We start from the raw sequence: 21,515 nt of genomic DNA on the forward strand, positions 1-21,515 counted from the left end.
CTGGCGGGGCGGTGGGTGGGCAGGGCCGTGGCCCGGCTGGTGTCGTCGCTGTCGGACCAGGGGCCGGTGGTCGAGGCGACCGTCGAGGCCGCGTTGGAGGCGTTCAGCGAGGGGATGTCGTCCTCGCACCGGCGGCTGCGCAGGGGCGCCGTCTGGTACCGCGACCACCCGTACGCGGCCGGGAACCCCAAGCTCGGCCTGGTCCTCCTCTGCCGCCACTTCCAGACGGGCGGCGACGCCCGGACCCACGCCGAGCACCATCTCGTACGGGCGCTGCTGGCGGACCTCGACGACGCGTACTCGGGGGTGGCCGGGGTCGTGCCGCGCCCGCAGCGGGCCGGGCGGCCGGTGGTGCTGCTGGACAACGTGCAGGAGGCGGCGGGGCGGCGGCTGATGGAGTCCGTGCTGCGGGCGCGGGCGGACGGCCGGGCCGACCAGGTGGTGTTCTTCGCGGGGCTGCGGGGGCAGGGCCACCCCGCCCTGCGGAACGCGGCCCGCCGCACGCTCGCGGAGGCGACCCGTGGGACCGACTGGGCACCGGGCGGTACGCCGTCGTCGCACGCCCTGCTGGTGTCGCTGCCGCCGCTCTCCCCCGACGACACCCGGCACGCCGTGGAAGCGGCCTGCCCCGGGACGACGATCCCGCCCCGACTCCCGTACGCCGTCCACCGGTTGACCGGCGGCAACCCCCTCGGCACGGCGCTCCTCGCCGCGTCGGCCGGCCGCGCTCTCCCCCGGGGGCTCACCACTCCGGCCGACCTGCTGCTGGCGGAGGACACCGGACGCCGTACCTACGAGACCTTGTTGGACCGCCTCCTCCCGGACGAGGACCACCTCGACGAGCTGGCCGTCCTCTCCCTCGCCCACGACCACGCCTCGGCGCTAGTCCTCGCCGAGTCCCAACTCCCGGTCGGATTCGGTGAGTCGGGCGTACGAGCCCTGTCGAGCCGCCTGGCGGCCGAGGGCCACGCCCCCTCCCCCGACCACTTCGTCGGCGACCCCCTCCTCCGAGCCCTGCTCCTGCTGCGCCTGCGCCACGGCGAGAACGGCCGCGCGAACCGCCCGGCGTGGCGGGACGCCCACCGCGCGCTGGCCTCCCACTACGGCAGCGCCCGCCCCCTGCACCGCGCCCACCACGAACTCGCCCTCGGCAACCCGGACTTCGCGGTGGACCACCTCCACGACACATACGACTCCGCGGAGCCCCGGGCCTGGCTCGCCGCCCTCACCTTCATCGCCTCGGCCCCGCACCACACCCCCGACGACACCCGCGTCCCCACCGCCCTCGACGCGCCCGGCACGGCCCCCGACCTCCGGCTGCGCGTACGCCGCGTCCTGCACGCGGCCCGGCGGACGACGGATCCCTTCTCCCCACCGGCCCCCGAGGCCGCCGAACACCTCCGCCGAGCCCTGGCATCGCTCGTCCCCGCATCAGTCCTGTAGACGGCGCGGGTCGGGGGTCGGGGGGCGGGGCCCGGCCCCCGACCCTCAGCCCCCCCCCGTGGAGCTAGGGCCGTTCGCCGGTCCGGTCGACCACCGTGCGTTCCAGGATCGCCGCCGACGAGACGAGGTCACCCGTTTCGAGGGTGTCGCAGGAGTCGTCCAGAGGGTCGAGGTTGACGGTGTCACTGGCGAGGAACTCCAACGTCCGGTAGTCGAAGAGGAGTTCGTGCCGCGTGGGCCCCTGGCCCCAGTCGTCGGGCCAGTCGCCGTCGAGGCCGACGGAGACCCCCGTACGGCCCGCCGCGTCGACGGACCCCTCGTACACGGTCAGTCCCGGGATCCGCGCGACGGCCCGGTACAGCGCGGCCTCGGTCTTCGGCGGCAGCAACTGCTCGGCGAGCAGCGTGGACGCCTTCTCGAAGGCCTTCCGGTCGGCCGACTTCGCGCCGGACGCCCGCTCGTCGCCCTTCGATCCGTAGAGGTAGCGGTACATCCCGTCGGCGTCGGCCGGCAGGTCGTCCTCGACCTCCCGGAAGAAGTTGACGCCTTCCTCGGCGGGCTGCTTGGGAACGGGCCACTCCTCCACCTCGCCGTCCACCCCACGCCCCCGGTACTGCCCGGTGTGCTCCCCGTCCACCGACGCCCAGAACTCGCGCACGCCGTGGGGGTACGCCTCCAGGGTCATGGGGCAGGACATGTCGTTCTTCTCGGAATCCATCTTCCAGTGGTAGTCGTCCCGTTCGGTGTAGACGAACTGGTCGTCCCTCACCTTGGGCAGGCTCCGCTTCCCGGCCGCCTCCGCGACCCGCTCCAGCAGGTCGGCCGCGCTCCGGTCGCTGCGCCTCGCCTCGCCCACGCGCCGTTCGCCGGAGCCGTCCGCATGGGTCGTCAGCGGCACGGCCGCCTGCTGGGTCACCGCGGCGCCCACCACGATCGCGGCGGTCAACGCGGCGGCCACGGCGGGCCCCACGAAGGCGGGCCGCCGCCAGAGCGGCCGTACGACCGGGGTCTCGCCGCCGTTCTCGATCTCACGCATCAGCTGCTCCCTGAGGACACGGTGACGGCCCGGAGGGAGTTCCCGCTCGACGGCGGCCGGGACACCGGCACCGGCCGGCTCGTCCTCGTCCCGGGGGGACGGGTTGTCGTTCACGGGTTCCCCTCCTGAATGGGCCCGGCCACGGAAGTGCGGCCGCCTCTTGTCTGTCCTCGGCGGGCGTCGGGTTCCCGGACGCCCTGTGCCCCGGCGCCCTGCTGCCCGGCCGCCAGCAGCGCGGCGAGCTTGGCCCGGGCGCGGGAGAGGCGGGAGCGCACGGTGCCGACGGGGATGCCGAGCGCCTCCGCCGCGGCCGCGTAGTCGAGGCCGCCCCACGCGCACAGCGCGAGCACCTCCCGCTCGGACCGTCGCAGCCGGTCCACCGCCGTGCGCACGGCCCGCAGGTACGCCTGGTCGTCGAGGTTGCCCGCGACCTCGTCGGCGAAGTCCCGCACCGACTCGGGCCTCGGCAGCCGCGCGACGGCGGCGGCATGGCGCCGGCCGGCCCGACGGGTGTTGCGGGCCACGTTGGTGGCGATGCCGAGCAGCCACGGACGCGGTGAACCGCCCTCCGCGTCCAGCCGCCCCCGCAGCCGCCACGCCTCCAGGAAGGTCAGCGACACGACGTCCTCGGCCGTCGACCAGTCCCCCGTCAGCCGGAAGGCATGGTTGTAGACGGACCGCGCGTACGCGTCGAAGACCTCCCCGAACGCCCCCGCGTCCCCGTCCCTGATCCGCGCGCGCCACGCACGCCGGTCCCCCGTGTCCCCGTTATTCGTCTCCACACCCTCCCTCCTGTCCGTACGCCGAAGGCCGGTTCCCGTGACCCATGTCACAAGGGAACCGGCCTTCGGTGTGTTCCTCGGCGGACTCAGCCGACGTCGGCGTAGGAGTGCTTGCCGCTGACGAAGATATTGACGCCGTAGTAGTTGAACAGCCAGCAGGCGAACGCGGCGAGCGCGATGTACGCGGCCTTGCGGCCCTTCCAGCCGGCCGTGGCACGGGCGTGCAGGTAGGCGGCGTAGCAGACCCAGGTGATGAACGACCAGGTCTCCTTGGGGTCCCAGCCCCAGTAGCGGCCCCACGCGTCGCCCGCCCAGATCGCGCCCGCGATGATCGTGAACGTCCACAGCGGGAAGACGGCTGCGTTCACTCGGTACGAGAACTTGTCGAGCGAGGCCGAGGCGGGCAGCCGCTCCATGACCGAGCTCGCGAACCGGCCGGGCCGGCCGCCGCTCGCGAGCTTGCTCTCGTAGGAGTCCTTGAACAGGTACAGGATCGTGCCGACCGCGCCGACGTAGAACACGGCGCCGCAGAAGATCGCCGTCGAGACGTGGATGTACAGCCAGTACGAGTGCAGGGCGGGAACCAACTGGTCGCTGGCGGTGTACAAGACAGTGACAGCGAGACCGAGATCGAGGAGGACGGTCGTGATGAGCGGCAGCCCGAGCCAGCGGACGTTCTTCTTCAGCGCGAGCAGCGAGAGGTACACCCCGACGGCCACGGTGGAGAAGGTGATGTTGAACTCGTACATGTTGCCCCACGGCGCCCGCTGCACCGAGAGGGCCCGCGTGAGCACCCCGCCGAACTCGACGAGGAAGGCGAGCACGGTGAGGGACACGGCGATACGGCCGTAGAGGTCGCCCTGTTCGTCCCCGCCGTGGGCGCCGGGCCCGTCCGGCACGTCCCGGGAGCCGGTGGCGGCCCGCACGACCACCTTCGGCCGCTCCAGCACATCGGTGCCGCCGGCTGTCTTCACGGTCACCGCGGGCGCGGCCGCCTTCTTCGCCGCGGCGGCACCACCCTCGGCGGTCAGCGCGGCGGCCGTCCGGCCCACCTTGCTGCGGCTCCCGAAGAGCCATTCGGCGATGTAGGCGAAGAAGGCCAGGGTGTACACGGCCATCGCGGAGTAGATCAGCGTGTTGCTGAGGTTCGCGAGGTTTTCGTTGGTGGCGGCGGCGAGGATCATCGCTCAGCCCCTTCGGAAGGCACGGCTGGGGGTCGGGGGGAATCTGAGCCCGCATCACCTGCGGGCAATCGTGCCGCTGGGGCGGCACAGGTGGGCGCGGCGGCACCCGGCGAGCGCCGGTCAGCGTCACCGCCCTCGGCCTCAGTACTGGCGGGCGGGTCACCATCGGAACCAAGCTCAGCGACAGTCGGAGCCTCGTCATGCACCACCGCGGCCAAGTCACCCAGTTCCTCGGGCACCTTCGCCGACTCACTGCGCCCAAGGCCCGCCATCTCCACGACGGTCACCCCGTCCGGCCCGGTCACCGCCCGCACCCACACCCGGCGGCGCTGGACGAAGAGGGACGCGGCGAGCCCCAGGATCGCGGTGACGGCTCCACCGAGGGCCCACCCGCTGCCGGGCTGCTGGGTGACCTGGAAGCCGGCCCACTCCTTCACCCCGTCGAAGGTGACCGTGCCGTTGCCCCCGGGCAGCGTCATCGTCTCCCCCGGCTTCAGGTTCTCCCGTACCTGCGCGCCCTTGGAGTCCTCGTACGCCTTCAGCTTCCGCTTCTCCAGGCGGTACACGCTCTGCGGCACACCCGAGTCGATCCCGAGATCGCCGTGGTACGGCTCCAGGTTGAGCACGGGGTTGAGCAGCGCGGGGAACTGCGAGAGCACGGCCGTGTTCTTGCCGCCGTACGTCGGCAGGAAGAACGCCTGGAAACCGAGCTGCTCCCGCTGCCCCTCGGCGTTGGTGTAGCCGTCCGTGATTTTGATCGCGCCGGAGGAGGTGACGTTGGAGTCCAGCGGCAGCAGCGGCGCGGCGTCGCTGAAGACGACCTTGCCCTTGCCGTCCCGCACGGTGATCACGGGTGCGTAGCCGTGGCTGACCAGGTAGATCTTGGAGTCGCCGATCTCCAGCGGCTTGTTGACCTCGATCTTGGTCGACTTCTCCTTGCCGTCGGCGCCGACGGCGTAGTCGATGGAGGCCTCGTAGATCCGGGGCGTGCCCTTGTTCGGGCCGCTCGCCTCGTAGGTGCCCCGGAAGTTCTTGAGGTCGAAGCTGAAGGGGTTGAGGTCCTCGGCGGTGAAGAGGTTGCCGGACTTGAAGTCGTCGTACTGCGTGAGGGTGTTGGCGAAGCCGCCGCCCTCGACGATCAGCTTGTTGCCCTCGGAGCGGTAGAGCTGGCCCCAGGCGAAGGCGACGAGCATCACGATCAGGGCGATGTGGAAGGCGAGGTTGCCGGCCTCCCGCAGATAGCCCTTCTCGGCGGCGACCGCGTCGCCGACGAGGTGCGCGCGGAACCGGCGCTTCTTCAGCGCCTTCAGCGCCGCCTCGCGCACCTGCTCCGGCTCGGCCTCCGTGCGCCAGGTCGCGTAGGCGGGCAGGCGGGTCAGCCGCCTGGGGCCGCCCGGCGGGCGGCCGCGCAGCTGGCCCACGAACTGCCAGGTGCGGGGCACGATGCAGCCGATGAGCGAGACGAACAGCAGGATGTAGATCGCCGAGAACCACACCGAGCTGTAGACGTGGAACAGCCCGAGCTTCTCGTAGACCGGCCCCAGGGTGTCGTGCCGCTCCATGAAGTCGGCGACCCGGGTCTCGTCCTGCCCGGACTGCGGGATCAGGGAGCCGGGGATCGCCGCGAGCGACAGCATGAACAGCAGGATCAGCGCGACCCGCATCGAGGTCAGCTGCCGCCAGAACCAGCGGGCCCACCCGACCGCGCCCAGGGCGGGCAGATTCGGCGCGTCCTCCTGCGGGGCGGTGGAGAGCTGGGATCCGGCGGCGCCGAGGTCGTTGTCGTCGGCGGCCGCGCCGCCACGCGGGGCGCTCTTCTCGCGGTTGCCGGAGTCGGTCGTCGTCATTGGCTCAGATCCCAGGGGTGAAGCCGGAGGACCAGACCTGCATCTCCTGAATGATGCGGTCCCAGGCGCCGGTCAGCATGAGCAGTCCGATCGTGATCATCATGCCGCCGCCGATGCGCAGCACCCACGCGTAGTGCCGCTTGACCCAGGCGAAGGCGCCGAGCGCCTTGCGGAAGGCCACCGCGGCGAGTACGAAGGGCAGGCCCAGCCCCAGACAGTACGCCACCATCAGCAGCGCTCCCCGCCCGGCGCTGGCCTGTTCGAGGGCGAGCGCGTTCACCGAGGCGAGGGTCGGGCCGATGCAGGGCACCCAGCCGATGCCGAAGAGCGCGCCCAGTATCGGGGCGCCCACAAGCCCGGTGGCCGGCTTGGTGTGGAAGCGGAACTCCCGCTGGGTGAACCAGGGCATCAGCCCCATGAAGAACAGACCCATGGCGATCATGAGCACGCCGAGCACCTTGGTGAGCACGTCCTGGTGCTCCAGCAGGGTGCGCCCGAAGAAGCCGAAGAGCGCGCCGCTGGAGACGAACACGAAGGTGAACCCGAGCACGAACAGTCCGGCCCCGGCCACCATCCGGCCCCGGCGGGCGTCGACCAGGTCGGTGCCGCCGACTCCGGTGACGTACGACAGGTAGCCGGGCACCAGCGGCAGGACGCAGGGCGAGAAGAAGGAGACGAGCCCGCCGAGGACGGCGATCGGCAGGGCGATCAGCAGGGCGCCGTCGAACACGGTCCTGTTCAGCTCGGCGGCGGTCGTGGTCAGCGCGGCAGCCATGACCGGATCGGACATTCCCGACACCATCACGTCACTTCTCCGCGAGGATCGGCTTGAGCATCTTGCGCAGCTTCTCCTCGCTCAGCGCCTGCTGCGTGCGGGCCGCGAGCTTGCCCTCCCGGTCGATGACCAGGGTGGAGGGGATCAGCTGCGGGTTGAGCGAGCCCTTCTCGAAGCGCAGCAGCAGCTTGCCCGTGGGGTCGTACAGGCTCGGGTACTCGACCTTGTACTGCTCCTCGAAGGCGATCGCGGGCCGGGTGCTGGTGTCGCGGGTGTTGATGCCGACGAACTGCACGCCCTGGTCGGCGAGGTCCTCGGAGACCTTCGCCAGGTTGGGCGCCTCGGCGCGGCACGGCGCGCACCAGGAACCCCACACGTTCAGGACGATGATCTTGCCCTGGTAGGCGGAGAGGTCGAGCTGCTCGCCGTCGATGGTCTTCCCGGAGAGGTCGGGCGCGGTGTCCCGGTCCCCCTTCTCCACCGTGGCGATCCCGTCGGAGCCGGTGATGAACCCGGTCTGGCCGCCACCGCCCTCGATGCCCCCACCCGCACAGGCGGACAGCGTCAGCGCCAGGGCGGCGGCCCCGGCTGAGAGCAAAGCGGCACGACTGCGGCTCGTACGGACACTCATGTGAAAAGTTTCGCATGCCCGTTTCGGGGGCTTACGGCGGGGTCGACGGCCCCCTTGCCCGCAGGTCAGGCGGCCGAACCGGCCCCCAGGAACTCCTTCCAGCCACCCGTCGGCTGCTGCCCCACACCGAGGGTCTGGAGCTTGGCGAGGACGTCGGGTGTCTGCGCGTCCATCCAGTCCACGAACTGCCGGAAGGAGACGATCCGTATCTCCCCGTCCCCGGCCTTCTCCTTGGCCCGCGCGATGTGCTTGAGGGCCTCCTCGACGGCGTCCATGTAGACCCCGCCGTTCCACTCCTCGAAGTGGTTCCCTATGAACAGCGGCGCCCGGTTCGTCTCGTACGCCCGCTGGAACCCGGCGACGTACGCGCCGGTCGCCTGGGTGCGGTAGGCCGGGTAGTTGGCGGGCGGGGCCTGGGTGGAGTTCTGGGACTGGTTGTACATGATGTTGTAGTCCATGGAGAGCACCTCGAAGCTCCGCCCGGGGAACGGCACGGACTGCAGGGGCAGGTCCCACAGGCCCTGCTTCTTCTTCGGCCAGACCTGGAGGCCGCCGGGCGAGGAGGAGTCGTAGCGCCAGCCCAGCTCGCGCGCGGTGGGCAGCAGGTTCTCCTGCCCCAGCAGACAGGGTGTCCGCCCGCCGACCAGCTCCTTGTCGTAGTCGAACGGCAGGGGCTCGACGTCCGTCCAGCCGCTGTGGGTCTTCCACTCCTTGACGAAGGACTTCGCCTGCTCGATCTCGCTGCGCCACTGCTTCGGCGTCCAGTTGCCGACCGAACCGCTGCCGCCGCAGAAATGGCCGTTGAAATGGGTGCCTATCTCGTGGCCGTCGAGCCACGCCGTGCGCACATGCCCCAGCGTCGACTTGATGTGCTCGTCCGTCAGATAACCGATGTCGGAGGCGCCGGGCGCGTTGTTCGGCGGCAGGTACACGCGCTTCTTCGACTCGGGGAGGAGATAGATCCCGGAGAGGAAGAACGTCATATGGGCGTCGTGGTCCCGCCCGGCCTTCAGAAACCGCTCGAAAAGCCCGTTGCCGACGTCTCCGGCCCCGTCCCAGGAGAACACCACGAACTGCGGCGGCTTCTCGCCCGGCGCCAGCGGCCGCGGCTTCTCCGGCTGGTTCGGCTGCTTCCCCGTGTACGAGGTCGACCCGTCGCCCAGCGGCTTCGCGGTCTTCCCCGGCTTCTTCTTCCCCGAGCTCTTGCCGCCGCCACCGGCCCCGTCGGCCTCGCTCGGCGTGCCCCCGAGCCCCGTACCGCACCCGGTCAGCCCCAGCCCGGCGGCCGCTCCCGCGCCGAGCCCCAGCACTCCCCTTCGCGACAGTTCGCGCATTACGTCCCCCTTGGTCAGCTCACGCACCGGTTCACGTGAAGCACACCGTTTTAGAGGCCCACGAGGAAGCGACGGTTCCCTTTGATCACGGAAGAACTCGTGACGCCCTTTCAGACCACGGAAACTCCACGAGGCGCGTGCCTTTCAGGGGCGGCACTTTCAGGAGCGCGGGGAACGGCGCGTCTTGTAGGAGCGCGGGGAACGACGCATCTTTCAGGGGCGAGGGGAACGACGCGCCTCTCAGGGCCGCTGTGAAACCGCGCGCCTTTTAGGGGCGCGGGGAACTGCGCGAGAAGCCCCACCGGACCCGCAGTTCCCCCACAACCCAAGCCGACCAGTAACCAGTAACCGGCCCCCAAGCGGAGCGCTCACGCACCGAAGGCCTTGTCCTTGCCCTTCACCGGCTTGGCGCCCGCCAGCAGATGCGGCGGCACCAGATCCCGCGCCGGCTCGCTGTACCCCACGGAAACGATCCTGTCGCCCTGGTACGTGAACGTGGTCAGCGAGGCGAGGGTGCACTGCCGCCGCCGCGGATCGTGCCACAGCCGCCGCTTCTCGACGTACGACCGCACGATCCAGATCGGCAGCTGGTGCGAGACCAGCACGGCCTCGTGCCCGCGCGCCGCGTCCTTCGCCGCGTCCAGCGCTCCCATCATCCGGACGACCTGGTCGACGTACGGCTCGCCCCACGACGGCTTGAACGGGTTGACCAGGTGCTTCCAGTTCTCCGGCCGCTTCAGCGCGCCGTCGCCGACCCCGAAGGTCTTGCCCTGGAAGACGTTGTCCGCCTCGATGAGCCGCCCGTCGGTGGCGAGGCCGAGCCCGTGCGTCTTGGCGATCGGCGTCGCCGTCTCCTGCGCCCGCTCCAGCGGGGAGGCGACGACGTGCGTGATGTCCCGGGGCGCCAGGTGCTCGGCGACCCGGTCGGCCATGCGCCGCCCGAGATCGGAGAGGTGGTACCCGTCCAGGCGCCCGTAGAGGATCCCCTCCGGGTTGGCGACCTCGCCGTGCCGCATCAGGTGGACGACCGTGATGTCACTCATGCTGCCGGAGCCTCCGCTGCTGCCCGCGCCGCCGCCGGGAGGGCGTCGGCGATCCGCTGAACCGCCCGCTCGTCGTGCGCGGTCGACACGAACCACGACTCGAACGACGACGGCGGCAAGTAGACACCCTGCGACAGCATCGAGTGGAAGAAGGCGTTGAAGCGGTACGACTCCTGCGCCTTGGCCTCCTCGTAGTTCCGCACGGGCGTCTCCGTGAAGAACACGGAGAACATGTTGGAGGCGTTCTGCAGCGTGTGCGCGACGCCCTCCTTGCTGAGCGCGTCGCCGACGAGCCTCTGGATCTGTACGGACACCGCGTTCACCGTGTCGTACGCCGCCTCGTCCAGCAGCCGCAGCTGCGCGAGCCCTGCGGCCGTCGCGACCGGGTTCCCGGAGAGCGTGCCGGCCTGGTAGACGGGCCCGGCGGGCGCGAGGTACGCCATCACGTCGGCCCGCCCCCCGAAGGCGGCGGCGGGGAAGCCACCGCCCATGACCTTGCCGAAGGTCATCAGGTCCGGGACGACCCCGTCGATCCCGAACCACCCGGCCCGGCTGGTCCGGAAGCCGGTCATCACCTCGTCGGAGACGTAGAGCGCGCCGTTCTCCGCACAGATGTCCTTGAGCCCCTGGTTGAAGCCCGGCAGCGGCGGGACGACGCCCATGTTGCCCGGGGAGGCCTCGGTGATGACGCACGCGATCTCGCCGGGGTGCGCGGCGAAGGCGGCGCGTACGGCGTCGAGGTCGTTGTAGGGCAGCACGATCGTGTCGCCGGCCTGGGCGCCGGTGACGCCCGGGGTGTCGGGGAGCGCGAACGTGGCGACACCGGACCCGGCGGCGGCGAGCAGCGAGTCGACGTGACCGTGGTAACACCCGGCGAACTTCACGACCTTCGCACGGCCGGTGAAACCGCGGGCGAGGCGGATCGCCGACATGGTGGCCTCGGTCCCGCTGGAGACCAGCCGCACCTGCTCCAGCGGCCCGACCCGGTCCACCATCTCCTCCGCGAGCGCGACCTCGCCCTCGCCGGGCGTACCGAAGGACGTGCCGCGCGAGACGGCGTCCTGGACGGCGGCGATGACCTCGGGACGGGAGTGGCCGAGGATCATGGGACCCCACGAACACACAAGATCTACATACTCACGGCCGTCGGCGTCCGTCAGATACGGACCGGTACCGGACACCATGAACCGGGGCGTACCGCCCACGGCGCGGAAGGCGCGCACGGGAGAGTTCACGCCGCCGGGCGTGACGGCCGCCGCGCGCTGGAACAGAGTCTGCGAAACTGGGGCTTCGTACGGATAGCTCACACAGGCCATGGTGTCAGAGGCTCCGAAGATCCCGCCGACTGGTGTTTGCGCGCACGTTTCGGCGAGCGGTCGCGGGGGAGGTCACTGACACGATGATCGGGTTGCGCGGCGGGGGTCACGCGGCCCAGAAATGCGTTCGGGTGGAGATATGCATCGCGGTGGCGGACTGGGCGAGGGGACCGGTGACCTCGGTCCTCGTCGTGCCCGGCGGGGCAGGCACCGGCGCGAGGCGGAAGAGGCCGCGGAGACACGGCAGGAGCGGGGCGGGTCGACCGACCGCGGCGCACCGGGCGAGGTGAGCGGCCCGGCCGGGCCGGGCCCGCAGTCCTCGTCGCCGGGTCCGCAGGCCGCTCCGCCGGCCCGGCCGGTGGGACCGCCGACGCCGCCCGTGCCGCCGCCTCCCTCGGTACCGCCGCCGCCCGTGGGGTCGCCGGGGTCACAGCCCCCGTACGCACCGCAGGGGCAGCCGGGCGTGTACGGTCCGCAGGGTGCACACGGCACACACGACTCACACGATCCGCTCGGCGCGCGTGACACACGCGACGCACGCGACGCACGCGGTGCACAGGAGCAGCGGCAGGAGGCTCCGCCCCGCTCGCGTCGCCGACGCGGCGCGCAGGGCGAGACCGACCGTTCACAGACCGACCCTTCACAGACCGGCACCGGCCGGACCGGGGCCGACGCGGGCACCGGACTGCCGGGAGCGGGGAGTGGGCTGCCTGGGGCGGGGAGCGGGTTGCCCGGTGCGGGGAGCGGGCGGATTCCGACCGGTTCCGACCGGGGCGAGGGTGGACCCGACCGTTCCGCGAGTGGCCCCGACCGCTCCGAGGGTGGACTCGGCCGGTCCGAGAGCGCTTCCGATCGGATGCCGTCCAGTGGCTCCGACCGGGTCCCGCCCGGCGGCTCCGACCGGATCCAGAGTGGTGGCTCTGAGCGGATCGGGCGGCGCAGCCGTATGGACGGTATGGACCGTATGGATCGTGCCGATCATGTGGATCGTGTCAATCGTGTGGACGGAATGGATCAGACGGACCGGATCGACCGGCCCGACCTGGTGGATCGCAGGACGCGCGCGGAACGCAGGAGCCGCGCGGACCGCAAGGACCGTACGGACCGCATCGAGAGCGCGGACCGCACGGACCGGGTGGACGGCCTGGACCACGTGGTCAACCGGCTCCGGGCGGGGAGCGGGAATGGTGGTCGGGTGGGGGTGACGTACAAATACTTCGGCGCGCCCGACGGCGCGACCGCGGCCCGCGTCCCGATCTCGATGCGTCCCGAGGAACTCGGCGGCGACGAGCTGGGCATGAACGGCATGTTCACCAAGATCAAGCCGGAGACGATGGCGGCGATGGTGCTGACCGGCATCGAAGGCGTCCCCCTCCACAAGGTGCCCCCGCTCGAACTGGTCGTCCTGCACCCCGACTACGCGGTCGTCAAGCTCCCGATGACCGTGGTCGACCCGCTGCGCGGCATCGGCGAGGAGGCGGTCGGCGCGGCGGCCTTCATCTGGTCGACGGTCCCGGACCGCGGCGGTCCGCGCGACGCGTTCAACGTCTACCAACTGCTGCACGAATGGCAGGACTTCAGCCACCGGTTGCACGAGGCGGGTCACCAGCCGTACTGCCTGGTCTGGCCCTGAGCCGGGGCCGGGACGCCGGCCTGAGGCTGAGGCTCCATGAAATGCGGGCGGGGTTCCAGGAACCCCGCCCTCGTCATGTCGGTCAGAGACTACGACGACTCGATCACGACGACCGGTACGGAGACGACCTTGGCGACCACGAGAACGTACCCATCTCCCCGCCCTCGCCGTCGGACGGTGCTCGGCCTCGGCGGACTGACGGGGCTGGGCGTCGTCGGCGCACTCGGCACGCTCGGTGCCGGGACGGCGTACGCCTCGGCCGGGGCCGGCTCGGGGCTCACCCGGCAGCTGACGGAGCTGGAGCGGGAGTACTCCGCGCGACTCGGGGTCCACGCCCATGACACGGCGACGGGGCGCACGGTGGCGTACCGCGCGGACGAGCGGTTCCCCCTCTGCTCGGTGTTCAAGACGCTCGCCGCCGGGGCGGTGTTACGGGACCTCGACCGCGACGGTGAGTACCTCGCGAAGCGGATCCATTACACGCAGGAGTACGTCGATGCGGCGGGGTACAACCCCATCACGGGCACGGCCGCGAACGTCGAGGCCGGCATGACGGTCGGGGAGCTGTGCTCCGCCACGGTCTCGCACAGCGACAACGGGGCGGGGAACCTGCTGCTGCGCGAGCTGGGCGGGCCGAGCGCGATCACCCGCTTCTGCCGCTCGCTCGGCGACCGGACGACCCGTCTCGACCGCTGGGAGCCGGAGCTGAACACGGCGGAGCCGTGGCGGACGACGGACACCACCACGCCGCGGGCGATCGGCGGGACGTACGCGCGGCTCCTGCTCGGCCGGGCCCTGCCCGACGCGGACCGGGAACGGCTGACCGACTGGCTGATCGCCAACTCGACGAACGTCGAGCGGTTCCGGGCCGGTCTGCCCGCCGACTGGACGCTCGCGGACAAGACCGGCGGCGGGACGGCGTACGGGGTCGCCAACGACGTCGGCGTCGTCTGGCCCCCCGGCCGCCCGCCCCTGGTCCTGTCCATCCTGTCGACGAAGCACGACCCGGCGGGCCCCACGGACAACCCGTTGGTGGCCAGGGCGGCGGGCCTGGTGGCGGGGGCCCTCACGGCGTAGCCGTCCGCCCGCCGCAGGGCGCACTGCCGTGCCGGCGCGTGCGGGACGACGGTGCCTCATGGGTTTGGGGGGGCGGGGTTCGTCGGCGGGCGCGGTTCGGTGGCGGTTCTCGCGCAGTTCCCCGCGCCCCTCAAGACAAAGGCCAGGCCCTGCGGGCCTGAAAGACCACGGCCCTGCGGGCATGAAAGGCAGCGGGGCGCAGCCCCTGCTTTTCAGGGGCGCGGGGAACTGCGCGAGACGCCCCACCGGCCCGCACCCTCCGACGAACCCCGCACCCCCGCCCCATGGGGCGCTCACCTGTCCGAACCTCGGTCCTCGCTGGCCTCCGGAACTCCCCGGGCCGCAGCATGGGCCGTATGAGCAACACGAGCAGCAGTGCGGGCAACGCAGGCAGCGCAGGCAGCGCGAACGGGGTACGGGTCTCTCGGCGGGCCCGTGCCGTCGCCCCCTTCTACGCCATGGAGTTCGCCAAGCAGGCCGCCGAGCTGACCGCCCAGGGCCATGACGTCGTCAAACTCAGCCTCGGGGAACCGGACTTCGGCGCGCCCCCGGCCGTAGTGGAGGCCATGCGGGAGGTGATGGACGGGCGGCCGTTGACGTACACGGCGGCGCTCGGGCTGCCCGCCCTGCGGGAGGCCATCGCCGGGTTCTACGGCGACCGGCACGGCGTCGAGGTCGACCCGGGCCGGGTCGTCGTCACCGCCGGGGCCTCGGCCGCGCTCGTGCTGGCCACCGCCGCGCTCGTCGATCCCGGTGACGAGGTGCTCATCGGCGACCCGTCCTACCCGTGCAACCGGCAGATCGTCGAGAGCTTCGGCGCCGACGTCACCCTCGTGCCCACCACCGCCGCGAGCCGGTTCCAGCTGGACGCGGCCGCGGTGCGGGCGCACTGGACGGACCGTACGCGCGGGCTCATGGTCGCCACCCCGTCCAACCCCACCGGCACCTCCGTCCCGGCCGACGAGCTCGCCGCCCTCTGCGAGCTGGCCCGTGAGCGGGACGCGTGGCGCCTCGTCGACGAGATCTACCTCGACCTCGGCGACCACGACGAGCGGGGCCGGCCGCCGCGCAGCGCGCTGTCGTACGACCCCGGTGCCGTCGTGATCAACAGCTTCTCGAAGTACTTCGGCATGACCGGCTGGCGGCTCGGCTGGTGCGTCGTCCCCGAGGCCCTCGTACCGGCCCTGGAGCGTCTCGCCCAGAACTACTTCCTCTGCGCCTCCGCCCCGGCCCAGCACGCCGCCCTCGCCTGCTTCACCCCCGAGTCCCTCGCGGTGTGCGAGGCGCGCCGGGTGGAGTTCGGCGAGCGGCGCGCGCTCGTCCTGGACGGGCTGGCGCGGATCGGGCTGCCGGTCCCGGTGCCGCCCGACGGCGCGTTCTACGTCTACTTCGACGTCAGCGGGACCGGCCTGACCTCCTGGCAGTTCTGCGAGCGGGCGCTGCGGGAGACGCACGTGGCCCTGACGCCCGGCCGGGACTTCGGCACGCACACCGCCGACACCCACGTCCGCCTCTCCTACGCGGCCTCGTCGGACGAACTGCGGGAGGGGATCGCCCGGTTGGGGAAGTTCATGACCGCGCTGCGGTGAGGCACGGCCCCTCGGCGGTTCAGGCCGGCGCGACCCAGTACGCGCGGGTGTTGGTGAACTCGCGGATGCCGGGGCCGTGCGTGGCGTAGTACTCGGCGGTCAGCGCGGAATTGTGCACCTCCCCCGCCGCCTCGCCGACCGGCTTGCCCATCTCGGTGGTGATCAAGTGGAGGCTCCTCCCCTGTCGTGCTCGGAGAGGTGTGCGAAGGTCTCGCCGGTGGCGGTGATGGTGCGGGTGACGTCCCGGCCGCCGTAGACCCAGTAGATGCGCATGACGCCCTCGCCCCGGTTGAGGAAGCGGTGCGGGACGCCGGCCGGGACCCAGGTCGCCTGGCCGGGTTCCAGGTCGAAGAACCCGCCGTCGATCTCGGCGGTGGCCCCGCCCTCCAGGATCAGGACCGTCTCCTCGACGTTGTGGCTGTGGAGGGGCAGTCCGGTGCCGGGCTGGAACACGGTCTGGCCGGTGGTGACGAGGGCCTGCTCGGAGTTCCACTTCCCGAGGGGCACGCTGAGGCGGGCGGCACAGGGGCGCGCTGAGGCGTATCCTCGCCGACCCGCATATCTTGGCGCCCATGCAGTCCTACACGATCGGGCAGGCCGCGCGGCTGCTCGGGGTCAGCCCCGACACCGCGCGGCGCTGGGCGGACGCGGGCCGGATGGCGACGCGGCGCGACGAGAGCGGGCGTCGGCTCATCGACGGGAAGGACCTCGCGGCCTTCTCCGTGCGGCTGGCCCAGGACGCCGCCGACGAGGCCGACGTGCCGTACACGTCGGCGCGCAACGCCTTCTCCGGCATCGTCACCGCCGTGAAGCTCGGTGACGTGGCGGCCCAGGTCGAGATCCAGGCGGGTCCGCACCGCCTGGTCTCCCTGCTCACCCGGGAGGCCGTGGAGGAACTGGGCCTGGAGGTCGGCATGGAGGCCACAGCCCGGGTGAAGTCCACCAACGTCCACATCGACCGGACGTGACCGCATCGACCGGACTTGACCACATCGACCGGACGCGACCGCATCGACCGGACGTGACCGCCGCCCCGCCCGTCCGAAGAGCCGGTCACCACTCGGGTGCCAAGGCCTCCACCAGCCGGGAGGCCGCCGCAGGGTCCGGCAGCCTCCCCTTTCGCAGCAGCTTCACGACCTGCCCGTTCGCGAACTCCCGCTGTGCCGGGGTCACCTCGGGGTCGATCGCGCACTCGGCCTGGACCCGCAGATAGTTCAGGTCCGTCGCGAAGAGCATGGAGAAGGACTCGACGCCCTTGACGACCCCGGGGCCTCCGGCGTCCAGGTAGCCGCGCACCAACCGCCGGGCGGCATCGGCGCGGAAGTCGTTGCCGCCGGCCCACACATGGACGGCGCGGGCGAGTTCGCGTGCCGCCGAGACGGGTCCGGCGTTGTCCCAGTCGAGCAGCGCGGGACCGGACGGCCCGACCAGCACGTTCGGCGGCCGCATGTCGAGGTGGGAGATCACGGTGTCCTCGCCTGCGGACGGGGTGACGTGACGCGCCAGTTCCACCGCCTCCGTGGTCGCGAACCGCTCCAACTCGTCCGCCCACGGCACGCCTGCCCGCCGTACCGCCTCGCGCACCTCCGCCCACTCCTCCGCCCGGGGGCACCGTTCGTACCAGCCGTTCGGTGTCTCCGCGGTCCCCTCCCCGGCCCGGTGCAGCAGCGCGAGGGTCCGCCCGCACCACGCGAGGTTCTCCGGATCGCGGGGGTCCGCGTCGCTCCCGTCCACCCAGCCGTACACCTTCACATACGCCCCGCCCATCGGCTCCGGGAGCCGCGACACATACGCCCCGTCCCGGTTCGCGAGGAAACTCGGCGCCGAGATCCCCAGCTCCTCCGCCGCGTTCCGCAGCCCGGCCTCCCGCGCCACCTGCCCCTCGTCACACCCGAACAGCAGCTCCTTGACCGCCCACACCCCACCACTTCCGGACAGCCGCCAGATCTGCCCCAACGCCCCCCGGGCGACAGGCACCATCTCCCACGCCCCACCGCCCAGCCCGTACACATCCGCCAGGAACCCGGCCCTGCTCCGCATACAGCCACCCTCCACTCGACTCCGGCACGCGATACGCGAACACCACCTATCCTGCTGGCTTTGCCGGGGTCGAGTACGGGCCGGCCGTGGGCGAGGCGGGCGAACGGCGTGTGGGTGTGGCCGCAGACCACGGTGTCGCCGAGGGGCTGAGGGAACCGCTTCGGCGCGACGGGCGAAGGTCAGGTGAAAGCCCAAGTGTTCGAGCATCGTCCCTTGGACGAGAGGAGCCCCGATGACCGTCGGACCAGGCGTCGGCATCGGCACCGCGCGTGCCGATGCGGAGAGCGACGCCTCAGTGATCGCGCGGTCCCGGGATGAGCCCGAGGCGTTCGCCGCGCTCTTCGACCGGCACGCCGACGCCGTGCACCGCTATGCGGCCCGCCGCCTCGGCGGCGAGGTCGCCGATGACCTCGTGGCGGAGACCTTCACCACCGCGTTCCAGCAGCGGCATCGCTACGACCCGGCCCGCGGCACGGGCGTCGACGCCCGGCCCTGGCTGTTCGGCATAGCGACCAACCTGGTCGGCCGGCACCGGCGGGCCGAGGCCCGCCGTTTCAAGGCCATGGCCCGGGTCCCGGCCCCCGCCGACCACGACGAGCCGCTGGCCGACCGGGCCGCGGACCGGGTGGTGGCGCGGGCCGTACGCCGCGAGCTGGCGGCGGCGTTGGCCGCGCTGCCCGCTCGGCACCGGGACGTGCTCCTGCTGGTGGCCTGGGCGGATCTCAGCTACGGGGAGGCGGCCCAGGCCCTCGGTATCCCCGTGGGCACGGTCAGATCACGGCTGCACCGGGCTCGCGGCAAGCTGCGCGAAGCGTTGGGCGGATCCAATCCGACGGCACTGCGAGAGGTATCCGACCATGAATGACGAACTCGAACTCCTGAGGGAGTGGGACGCGGACGCGGCCCCGCTCGCCGGTCCGGCCCGGGACCGGGCCCGGCACCAGCTGCTCAACGCGATGGCCCACGCGGACCGGCGCAGCGACCCCGGCCCCGGTCGCCGCCACGCACTGCGCTTCGCGGTGGCCGCAGTGGTCGCCACGGCGGTCACGGGGACGGCGGTGCTGGTCGGCTCGGACGGCTCCGGCGAGGGCGGCGCACCGGGCACGAGCACCCCGCGGGTGGAGAACGCCGCCGCGACGGTGCTGAACGGGGCGGCGGCGTGGGAGCGCGGGCAGGAGAAGGAGCCGGTGGCGCCGCGCGACGACCAGTTCATCTACTCGAAGCGGATCATCGAGGAGACGGAGCAGAGGACCGGCAAGGTCAAGACCTACACCGACGAGATGTGGGAGTCAGTGGACGTCTCCAAGCCCTCCCTGTCCATGGAACTGGGCCGCGAGATGTGGGAGGAGCCCGCGGAGAAGGGCGGCGGGGTGTGGCCACCCCGGAAGTGGAGCGAGCTGAAGAAGCTGCCCCAGGACCCGGAGAAACTCATCTCGGCCATCATCTCCATGGACCCCGGCGGCGGGCCCGACGACTGGTCGATCAGCGATCTCGACCAGCTCAATCGGTACGAGGCCTACTGGCTGCTCGGCGAGCTCCTGAAGAACCCGCTGCTGCCCCGGGGACTGCGCCCCGCGGCGTACGAGGCGCTGGCGCTGGTGCCCGGCGTCAAGACGATCCCGGGAGTGAAGGACTCCGCCGGACGGACCGGGGTGGGGATCGCCCATACGGGGCGCGGATCGCACGAAGGCCAGTACCTGATCTTCGATCCGGAGTCGTATGCATTCCTGGGCTTCCGCGACGAACGGACCTCGGCTTCCGGGAAGACGAAGTACACCCAGTTGTCGCACGTGGTGGACTGGGGGATCGTCGACCGGGTGAGGCAGCGCCCGTAGGCCGCCGTCCCGTGGCCGGGACCCGCAGGTCCGCCGGCGCCGGCAGATGGTCGCCGGCGGCCCTGCGGTCTGCCTCCGGGAGGTGCGCGTCTTGAGACAGCAGGGTCACCACCGGCCGCGAACGGATCTGCGCGGGGGGCGTGGTGGGAGCGTCATCTGGTCAGGGACGCCCTCGGTGCCGCCAGGTCGAACCAGACCGCCTTGCCGTCGGGGTGCACCAGGCCGCCGCCGTTCGGGAGGGCGGCGGCGGTGCCCCAGTGCCCCTCGGTGAGGGCGTCCACGAGGTACAGGCCGCGGCCGCCCTCCTCCCAGCCGCCGGGGGTCAACTCCCTTATGACCGGCGGGCTCTCGTCACCGTCGTAGACGATCACCCTGACCCGCCAGGCCTCCACCGCGAGCCAGAGAACCGATCCTCCACCTTTGGCGTGCACACAGGCGTTCGTGACCAGTTCGGATGTGCACAGGGCGGCGGCGTCGACCAGGGCGTCCAGGCCGAGCGCGCGCAGGACGCTGGTGACGAAATCGCGGGCGATGTGCGGGGAGCTGTCGAGAGGCGGGCAGAAGAGCGTGTACGTCGTCGCCCCGGGCGAGAGCCGGGTTGGGGCGGGGCGGCCTGGGGCAGTTTCGGTCATGGGTGATCAACTCCGTTGCGACGAGAAGGGCTTGCTCGGTCCCCACCGCGCCGGTGACTCCTCGCGGGATGCGGGAGAAATGCACTTGAGTAATCAGACGAGCACTCTCCGTGAGCGCAGGAATGACCGTAGTCGGCGTGTTCGCGCCGCCGCAATGGGGTCGGTGGAAGTACTACGAAAGCGCGTCGCCCGCGCCCCGCGAGCCTCGGCCCGGCCCTCACCCAGAGTGGCCCGCGCCCGGTCGGGCCGTCGTGTGATGATGGGCGGAGGACGCCCGCAGGGGACGGGCGGCGCACCCCCGGCGGGGGGAACGGGTAGGAAACGAAAACGGGGACGGGGACGGGACCGCCATGACCAGTCGGCTGCTCATGTCGTACAACGCGCAGGCCAAGCGGGCCGGGGTGCCCGCCAGTGAGCCCGAGCGCGTGGCCGGGTCCACCCGGGCCACGGCCATCCTGGACCACGACGATCCTCGGGTGGGGGCACTCGCGCGCCGCGTGGAGAGCGAGGCGACCCCGCGTGACGCGCTGCGCACCGCGCACCGGATCATCGCGCGGCACGTCCGCCCGGTGTACTCGGTGGAGGACGGCCGCCGGGTGTCGCGGACACTGAGGCTCGGGCGCGGCTCGTGCAGCCAGCGGATGGCGGCACTGGAGGCGGTCGCGCGCGCGGTCCGGGTACGGACGCGGGTGCGCGGACTGCTCGTGGACGGGACCTACTGGTATCCGCGCTTCCCCCGGCTGAAGCCGTTCGTCCCGGAACAGGTCCTGCTGGCCTGGCCGGAGTTCAGGATCAGCGGCGCGTGGGTGCCGATCGGCGAACTCTTCGAATCCCCCGCGTCCGACGGCACCAGTACCAGCACCAGCGACGGCTTCACCAACAAGGGCGGCGAGACCCTGTTCGACGCGATCGCCCGTACCGGTGTGCGCTGGGACGCCTGCGGCACGGCTTCGGCCGCCGCCTGCGACCTGTCCGCCCAGGTCGTCGCCGACCTCGGCCACTTCGACGACCGCGACGAGCTCTTCGCCCGCCACGGCCAGACTCTGTGCCGGACGGCCCGCACCCTCGGCGAACCGGTCCTGGGCCGCTGGAGCGCGGGAGCGACCCGACCGACCGCCTGACGCCCCCTCGGGGACCCCGCGACCGGTCACACGGTCACAGAATGGCCACCCCTCCCACACTTCCCCCACATCCGGCCCCGCCGGGCACTACGGTCACTCCACCCGAAACACCCAGGGGGGACGAGATGACCAACCCGTACGCCGGCGCCACGCCGCCGCCACCGCCCGTACCGTCCACGCCTCGCCCGCCCGACACC

Annotated in this window: 21 protein-coding genes; 8 read left to right on the top strand and 13 right to left on the bottom strand. The window is 71.9% G+C overall.

The genetic code is table 11. From position 1 onward, the window contains the following. A partial coding sequence (locus P1P70_RS19595; protein ID WP_319239429.1) for a hypothetical protein occupies positions 1-1,443 on the top strand: 1,443 nt, incomplete at its 5' end. A gap of 64 nt (positions 1,444-1,507) precedes the next feature. Here the strand turns inward: P1P70_RS19595 and P1P70_RS19600 are convergent. From P1P70_RS19600 to hemL, 9 genes are all read right to left on the bottom strand, one after another. Then, the gene (locus P1P70_RS19600; RefSeq protein ID WP_319239432.1) at positions 1,508-2,593 is read right to left on the bottom strand and encodes a CU044_5270 family protein; all 1,086 of its coding nucleotides are present in this window, start codon (positions 2,591-2,593) and stop codon (positions 1,508-1,510) included. Beyond that, a complete protein-coding gene (locus P1P70_RS19605) occupies positions 2,590-3,261 on the bottom strand; it encodes an RNA polymerase sigma factor (protein WP_319239435.1) in 672 nt (223 codons plus the stop codon). Before P1P70_RS19605 ends, P1P70_RS19600 begins: the two co-directional genes overlap by 4 nt. Before the next feature lie 86 nt (positions 3,262-3,347). Further along, positions 3,348-4,445, bottom strand: a complete 1,098-nt coding sequence (ccsB, locus tag P1P70_RS19610; protein WP_319239438.1) for a c-type cytochrome biogenesis protein CcsB — start codon at positions 4,443-4,445, stop codon at positions 3,348-3,350. Next, entirely contained in the window at positions 4,442-6,292 is a 1,851-nt protein-coding gene (locus P1P70_RS19615; RefSeq protein WP_319239441.1) for a cytochrome c biogenesis protein ResB, read from the bottom strand. Before P1P70_RS19615 ends, ccsB begins: the two co-directional genes overlap by 4 nt. Before the next feature lie 4 nt (positions 6,293-6,296). After that, positions 6,297-7,082, bottom strand: a complete 786-nt coding sequence (locus tag P1P70_RS19620; protein WP_319239444.1) for a cytochrome c biogenesis CcdA family protein — start codon at positions 7,080-7,082, stop codon at positions 6,297-6,299. A 16-nt stretch (positions 7,083-7,098) separates the two neighbouring features. Further along, on the bottom strand, positions 7,099-7,698 hold the full coding sequence (locus tag P1P70_RS19625) for a TlpA disulfide reductase family protein (RefSeq protein WP_319239447.1): 600 nt from the start codon (positions 7,696-7,698) through the stop codon (positions 7,099-7,101). A gap of 65 nt (positions 7,699-7,763) precedes the next feature. Next, the gene (locus tag P1P70_RS19630) at positions 7,764-9,032 is read right to left on the bottom strand and encodes a hypothetical protein (RefSeq protein ID WP_319239450.1); all 1,269 of its coding nucleotides are present in this window, start codon (positions 9,030-9,032) and stop codon (positions 7,764-7,766) included. Between the two features lie 368 nt (positions 9,033-9,400). Further along, positions 9,401-10,075, bottom strand: coding sequence for a histidine phosphatase family protein (locus P1P70_RS19635; protein WP_319239453.1), 675 nt, complete (start codon positions 10,073-10,075; stop codon positions 9,401-9,403). Next, positions 10,072-11,391, bottom strand: a complete 1,320-nt coding sequence (hemL, locus tag P1P70_RS19640) for a glutamate-1-semialdehyde 2,1-aminomutase (protein ID WP_319239456.1) — start codon at positions 11,389-11,391, stop codon at positions 10,072-10,074. The genes P1P70_RS19635 and hemL overlap by 4 nt, the downstream gene beginning before the upstream one ends. A gap of 1,195 nt (positions 11,392-12,586) precedes the next feature. On the opposite strand from hemL, the gene P1P70_RS19645 reads away from it, so the two are divergent. The 3 genes from P1P70_RS19645 to P1P70_RS19655 all read left to right on the top strand — a co-directional run bounded on the left by P1P70_RS19645 (position 12,587) and on the right by P1P70_RS19655 (position 15,690). Then, entirely contained in the window at positions 12,587-13,024 is a 438-nt protein-coding gene (locus P1P70_RS19645; RefSeq protein WP_003974483.1) for a hypothetical protein, read from the top strand. Positions 13,025-13,201: 177 nt separating this feature from the next. After that, positions 13,202-14,101, top strand: coding sequence for a class A beta-lactamase (bla, locus tag P1P70_RS19650; protein ID WP_319239483.1), 900 nt, complete (start codon positions 13,202-13,204; stop codon positions 14,099-14,101). 356 nt (positions 14,102-14,457) lie between these two features. Further along, complete coding sequence (locus tag P1P70_RS19655) at positions 14,458-15,690, top strand: pyridoxal phosphate-dependent aminotransferase (protein WP_319239459.1); 1,233 nt, start codon at positions 14,458-14,460, stop codon at positions 15,688-15,690. Between the two features lie 19 nt (positions 15,691-15,709). Here the strand turns inward: P1P70_RS19655 and P1P70_RS19660 are convergent, their stop codons facing one another. Then, positions 15,710-15,856 (bottom strand): hypothetical protein, encoded by a 147-nt coding sequence (locus tag P1P70_RS19660; protein WP_319239461.1) that lies wholly within the window; start codon positions 15,854-15,856, stop codon positions 15,710-15,712. Further along, entirely contained in the window at positions 15,853-16,197 is a 345-nt protein-coding gene (locus tag P1P70_RS19665; RefSeq protein ID WP_319239464.1) for a cupin domain-containing protein, read from the bottom strand. The genes P1P70_RS19660 and P1P70_RS19665 overlap by 4 nt, the downstream gene beginning before the upstream one ends. Positions 16,198-16,262: 65 nt before the next feature. Between P1P70_RS19665 and P1P70_RS19670 the strand changes: the two genes are divergently transcribed. After that, complete coding sequence (locus P1P70_RS19670) at positions 16,263-16,658, top strand: helix-turn-helix transcriptional regulator (RefSeq protein WP_319239467.1); 396 nt, start codon at positions 16,263-16,265, stop codon at positions 16,656-16,658. Between the two features lie 85 nt (positions 16,659-16,743). Here the strand turns inward: P1P70_RS19670 and P1P70_RS19675 are convergent, their stop codons facing one another. After that, on the bottom strand, positions 16,744-17,730 hold the full coding sequence (locus P1P70_RS19675; protein ID WP_319239470.1) for a phosphotransferase enzyme family protein: 987 nt from the start codon (positions 17,728-17,730) through the stop codon (positions 16,744-16,746). Positions 17,731-17,962: 232 nt separating this feature from the next. Between P1P70_RS19675 and P1P70_RS19680 the strand changes: the two genes are divergently transcribed. Both P1P70_RS19680 and P1P70_RS19685 read left to right on the top strand, forming a co-directional pair. After that, complete coding sequence (locus P1P70_RS19680) at positions 17,963-18,595, top strand: RNA polymerase sigma factor (protein ID WP_319239472.1); 633 nt, start codon at positions 17,963-17,965, stop codon at positions 18,593-18,595. Next, positions 18,588-19,565, top strand: coding sequence for a CU044_5270 family protein (locus P1P70_RS19685; RefSeq protein ID WP_319239474.1), 978 nt, complete (start codon positions 18,588-18,590; stop codon positions 19,563-19,565). The genes P1P70_RS19680 and P1P70_RS19685 overlap by 8 nt, the downstream gene beginning before the upstream one ends. 152 nt (positions 19,566-19,717) lie before the next feature. Here P1P70_RS19685 and P1P70_RS19690 read toward each other — a convergent pair whose 3' ends face one another. Next, positions 19,718-20,197 carry an ATP-binding protein gene (locus P1P70_RS19690; protein WP_319239477.1) on the bottom strand — a complete coding sequence of 160 codons (480 nt, stop codon included), beginning with the start codon at positions 20,195-20,197 and terminating at the stop codon, positions 19,718-19,720. Positions 20,198-20,547: 350 nt separating this feature from the next. Here P1P70_RS19690 and P1P70_RS19695 point away from each other — a divergent pair, with 350 nt between their 5' ends. Then, the gene (locus tag P1P70_RS19695; RefSeq protein ID WP_319239480.1) at positions 20,548-21,318 is read left to right on the top strand and encodes a transglutaminase domain-containing protein; all 771 of its coding nucleotides are present in this window, start codon (positions 20,548-20,550) and stop codon (positions 21,316-21,318) included. Positions 21,319-21,515 lie beyond the last annotated feature (197 nt).

The sequence above is a fragment of the Streptomyces sp. MB09-02B genome, assembly GCF_033794485.1.
Classification (GTDB): domain Bacteria; phylum Actinomycetota; class Actinomycetes; order Streptomycetales; family Streptomycetaceae; genus Streptomyces.

Bases quoted from the DNA above. Each gene is read 5' to 3' on its own strand.
- ccsB (WP_319239438.1), bottom strand. From the start codon at position 4,445: ATGATCCTCGCCGCCGCCACCAACGAAAACCTCGCGAACCTCAGCAAC.
- P1P70_RS19615 (WP_319239441.1), bottom strand. From the start codon at position 6,292: ATGACGACGACCGACTCCGGCAACCGCGAGAAGAGCGCCCCGCGTGGC.
- P1P70_RS19620 (WP_319239444.1), bottom strand. From the start codon at position 7,082: ATGTCCGATCCGGTCATGGCTGCCGCGCTGACCACGACCGCCGCCGAG.
- P1P70_RS19625 (WP_319239447.1), bottom strand. From the start codon at position 7,698: ATGAGTGTCCGTACGAGCCGCAGTCGTGCCGCTTTGCTCTCAGCCGGG.
- P1P70_RS19630 (WP_319239450.1), bottom strand. From the start codon at position 9,032: ATGCGCGAACTGTCGCGAAGGGGAGTGCTGGGGCTCGGCGCGGGAGCG.
- P1P70_RS19635 (WP_319239453.1), bottom strand. From the start codon at position 10,075: ATGAGTGACATCACGGTCGTCCACCTGATGCGGCACGGCGAGGTCGCC.
- hemL (WP_319239456.1), bottom strand. From the start codon at position 11,391: ATGGCCTGTGTGAGCTATCCGTACGAAGCCCCAGTTTCGCAGACTCTG.
- P1P70_RS19655 (WP_319239459.1), top strand. From the start codon at position 14,458: ATGAGCAACACGAGCAGCAGTGCGGGCAACGCAGGCAGCGCAGGCAGC.
- P1P70_RS19670 (WP_319239467.1), top strand. From the start codon at position 16,263: ATGCAGTCCTACACGATCGGGCAGGCCGCGCGGCTGCTCGGGGTCAGC.
- P1P70_RS19675 (WP_319239470.1), bottom strand. From the start codon at position 17,730: ATGCGGAGCAGGGCCGGGTTCCTGGCGGATGTGTACGGGCTGGGCGGT.
- P1P70_RS19680 (WP_319239472.1), top strand. From the start codon at position 17,963: ATGACCGTCGGACCAGGCGTCGGCATCGGCACCGCGCGTGCCGATGCG.
- P1P70_RS19685 (WP_319239474.1), top strand. From the start codon at position 18,588: ATGAATGACGAACTCGAACTCCTGAGGGAGTGGGACGCGGACGCGGCC.
- P1P70_RS19690 (WP_319239477.1), bottom strand. From the start codon at position 20,197: ATGACCGAAACTGCCCCAGGCCGCCCCGCCCCAACCCGGCTCTCGCCC.
- P1P70_RS19695 (WP_319239480.1), top strand. From the start codon at position 20,548: ATGACCAGTCGGCTGCTCATGTCGTACAACGCGCAGGCCAAGCGGGCC.